Source organism: Pseudomonas sp. 05N434 (genome assembly GCF_056396965.1).
Window position 1 is genome coordinate 1 of sequence record NZ_JBFTMK010000586.1, and the last position, 3,041, is coordinate 3,041.

At 58.4% G+C, this 3,041-nt stretch carries 3 protein-coding genes; all 3 read right to left on the reverse strand.

Features of this window, described 5'->3' with window-relative positions:
• Nucleotides 1–37: 37 nt before the first annotated feature.
• Nucleotides 38–1,117 (reverse strand): glycosyltransferase, encoded by a 1,080-nt coding sequence (locus AC1DLB_RS26300; RefSeq protein WP_111453159.1) that lies wholly within the window; start codon nucleotides 1,115–1,117, stop codon nucleotides 38–40.
• A gap of 9 nt (nucleotides 1,118–1,126) precedes the next feature.
• On the reverse strand, nucleotides 1,127–1,834 hold the full coding sequence (locus tag AC1DLB_RS26305; protein ID WP_018928897.1) for a WecB/TagA/CpsF family glycosyltransferase: 708 nt from the start codon (nucleotides 1,832–1,834) through the stop codon (nucleotides 1,127–1,129).
• Between the two features lie 10 nt (nucleotides 1,835–1,844).
• A partial coding sequence (locus tag AC1DLB_RS26310) for an undecaprenyl-phosphate glucose phosphotransferase (protein ID WP_477785939.1) occupies nucleotides 1,845–3,041 on the reverse strand: 1,197 nt, incomplete at its 5' end.

Sequence of the window (3,041 nt, forward strand, 5' to 3'; positions counted from 1 at the left end):
CCTCCGCCCAAGTCCTGCAGAATAATCAGCAATTTTTTCATTGATTCCATACCTGGTAATACGCCTGCGCGGCGTATTGACTGGTGTACTGGCGGACTGCATCAGCGGCCACTTGTGCGTTTGGCGCAGCCTGGTCTTGCGAGGCCAGGCTGCGCAGCATTCCTTCGGCCAGCGCCGGTACATCATTGACCTTGACCAGTTGGCCGAGTCGGCCGTTATCAAGCAGCTCCCTGGGCCCGGTCTCGCAGTCGCAGGCCAGCACGGGCGTACCCAGCGCCAGGGCCTCGATCAGGACGGTCGGCAAGCCTTCATGAAAGGAACTCAGGATCAGCAGTCGTGCATGCCTGATCAATGGGTAGGGATTGCTCAGGAAACCAGTGAAATGCACACGGTCCTCGATGCCCAGGTGGTTTGCCTGCAATGTCAGCGCGGCGAGTTGCGGACCATCGCCAATGATCACCAGATCCGGCAGCGCGGCGCTGCTCAAGGCCATGGCATAGGCATCGAGCAGCAAATGGAAGCCCTTCGGTTCCACCAGCCGGCCCACTGCCAACCAGAACTCGGTCGGCAACCCTCTGAGCAGGGGCGTCTGCGCGGCGCTGAGCAGTTGTTCGGTGACCACCGCATTGGGGCAATAACGGATACGCTGGCGACCCCAGGGCACCAGATCGGCGAGGGCCTGATGCAGGCCTTTGGATACCGCCACCACCTGATCGTTGCCGCAGAGGTACAACCCATAGAGCAGGCGCAGGGTAGTGAGGCCTATTCTCTGCTCGCCGCAATCCAGTGCCGCGTGACGGGCGTAGATGACCTTGCATGAGCGACCCAGGGTGGCAAACCAGGTGCAGAGGTTGGCCTGTTCCTTGGCGGCGATAAGGTGGGTCACACGCTCGCGGCGGATAAGGCGACGCAGCACTCCGATCGACTTGAGCAGACCGAAGAATCCATTGCCGCCACCATTGAAGGTGGCCGCTTCTTCGTCGTCCGCGGTATCGCCGTTCATGACGAAGTAACTGACCCGCTGGCCATCCTTGAGAAACTGCCGGGCCAGGCGCTGCTGGACACGCTCCAGGCCGCCATCGGGCTTGAAGTCCTTGAGGATGAACAGGATATGCATGGTTGGCGCTCAGGGATAAGTGATATGGATCGTCACTTGGCGCCGGACGATCATCGCCAGCAGATGAACAAAATTGGTCGGGTAATCGACCAGGTAGCGCTTGATGGTGTGGGGTTCGCGGTACATCCGATAGAACGCGCGCAGATGCAGACGGTTGATCAGCTCAGGGTAGTAATGGTGTGTGGCCGTCGCCTCTTGGCGTATGAAGCCGCCACAGGTGAATGCCACACCGTTGAAGCCGGCACGCAGGGCATCCTGTTCGAACTGCTCTTGAAGCCCGGCGCCCAGACCGACGATCAGGATGTTGGCTTCACTGCGGCAGATGTCCGCCTGAATGCACGCGGCCTGCGGTGCATCGAAATAGCCGTTGTGATGACCGGCGATAAGCAACGCCGGGTAGCGCCCCTTGATCTTGTTGATGAACAGGTCCAGTTCGGTTTGCCTGGCACCGACAAAATAGATTCGCTTGCCTTGTTTCTCGGCACAACTGAAGACAGCGTCGGCGATGGACGTGAAGTCGAAGCTGACCCGACCGATCGTCCGGCCGGTGATGCGCGACATGAAGGTAGACATCAACATTCCATCGCAAAAATAGGCGATGGACGTCGGACTCCGATCGAACAGACTGCCGATGGACGCAAAGTTAATGAAGGAAAATGCTTTGTTGGCGTCCAGCAGGTTCGGTGCGAAATGCCCGATCAGTTCCAGATCTATCATGGCTGACTCCTTAATAAATGTTCTTTGAGAACAACGTGAAAGGGGTCTTGACGAGAATCTTGATGTCCAGCCACAGCGACCATTGGTTGATGTAGTTGAGGTCCTGGGCGACGCGTTGCTGCATTTTTTCCAGCGTCTGGGTTTCACCGCGATGCCCGGTGATCTGGGCCAGCCCGGTGATGCCTGGCTTGAGGCGATGACGGGCCATGTAGGCGCGTACTTTGCCGGTGTAGTAAATATTGTGAGTGACCGCGTGCGGTCGCGGGCCGACAAGGGCCATTTCACCGAACAGCACGTTGAAGAGCTGCGGTAGCTCATCGATCGAACTACGGCGCAAAAAGCGCCCGAGCGGGGTGATGCGTTCATCTTCGCGAGAGGCTTGGCGCACTTCGCTGTCGTCATGCACATGCATCGAGCGGAACTTCCAGACCTTGATCACCTCGGCGTTACAGCCGTAACGATCTTGTTTGAACAACACCGGGCCGGGCGAAGAGAGCTTGACCGCTGCCGCCACGATCAGTAGCAAGGGGCTAAGCACAATAATGGCCACGGCGGCCAGGGTACGTTCGAACAGCTCTTTGCAGAGCAGGCTGCCGGGGTGCGAACTGATGAGGCTTTCATTGAGGTAGATGGCCGGCATTCGCTCTATTTCCGAGATCGATTGATTGAGCAGCACCATGCTGCCGAAATCAGGAATCCAGACCACGTCGACATTCATGTCCAGAAGGTCGATGTACAGGGCTTCAATGATGGCTGCCTGCGCCAACGGCAGGACGATGTAGACCCGGCGTACGTGCAGGTGGGTGATGATCTCGCGAATTTCGTCGATGCGGCCCAGCAGCGGCAAAATGCTCGGTGCCGGGCCGGTATGTTCGGCGGTCGCGATAAACCCCAGTACGGGTACGCGGTTCGGTCTGGACAGTTTCCTTGCAAGCCGGCATGCGGTCGGGCAAGTACCGATGATTACCGCGCGGCGTTCGTTACAGAGCTTGCGCGAGTGCAATCGAGCCAGGTAATGCAAGGGCAGGAAGCTTGCAGCCTGGATCAGGTAACCCAACACGGTCCAGACGATGATTACTTGACGCGAAAAAATCGCGCTGGTCTGGGTGACAAAGGCGATGCTGATCAGAACGGCCAGTAGAATCAGCCAGGCCGCCAGCAAACGACCGAGCCCCGACAACCACTCATGACGCTTGTGGTAAACCTG

What these genes read in the sequence shown, in the direction of transcription:
- AC1DLB_RS26300 (WP_111453159.1), bottom strand. Translation starts at nt 1,117, where the DNA reads ATGCATATCCTGTTCATCCTCAAGGACTTCAAGCCCGATGGCGGCCTG.
- AC1DLB_RS26305 (WP_018928897.1), bottom strand. Translation starts at nt 1,834, where the DNA reads ATGATAGATCTGGAACTGATCGGGCATTTCGCACCGAACCTGCTGGAC.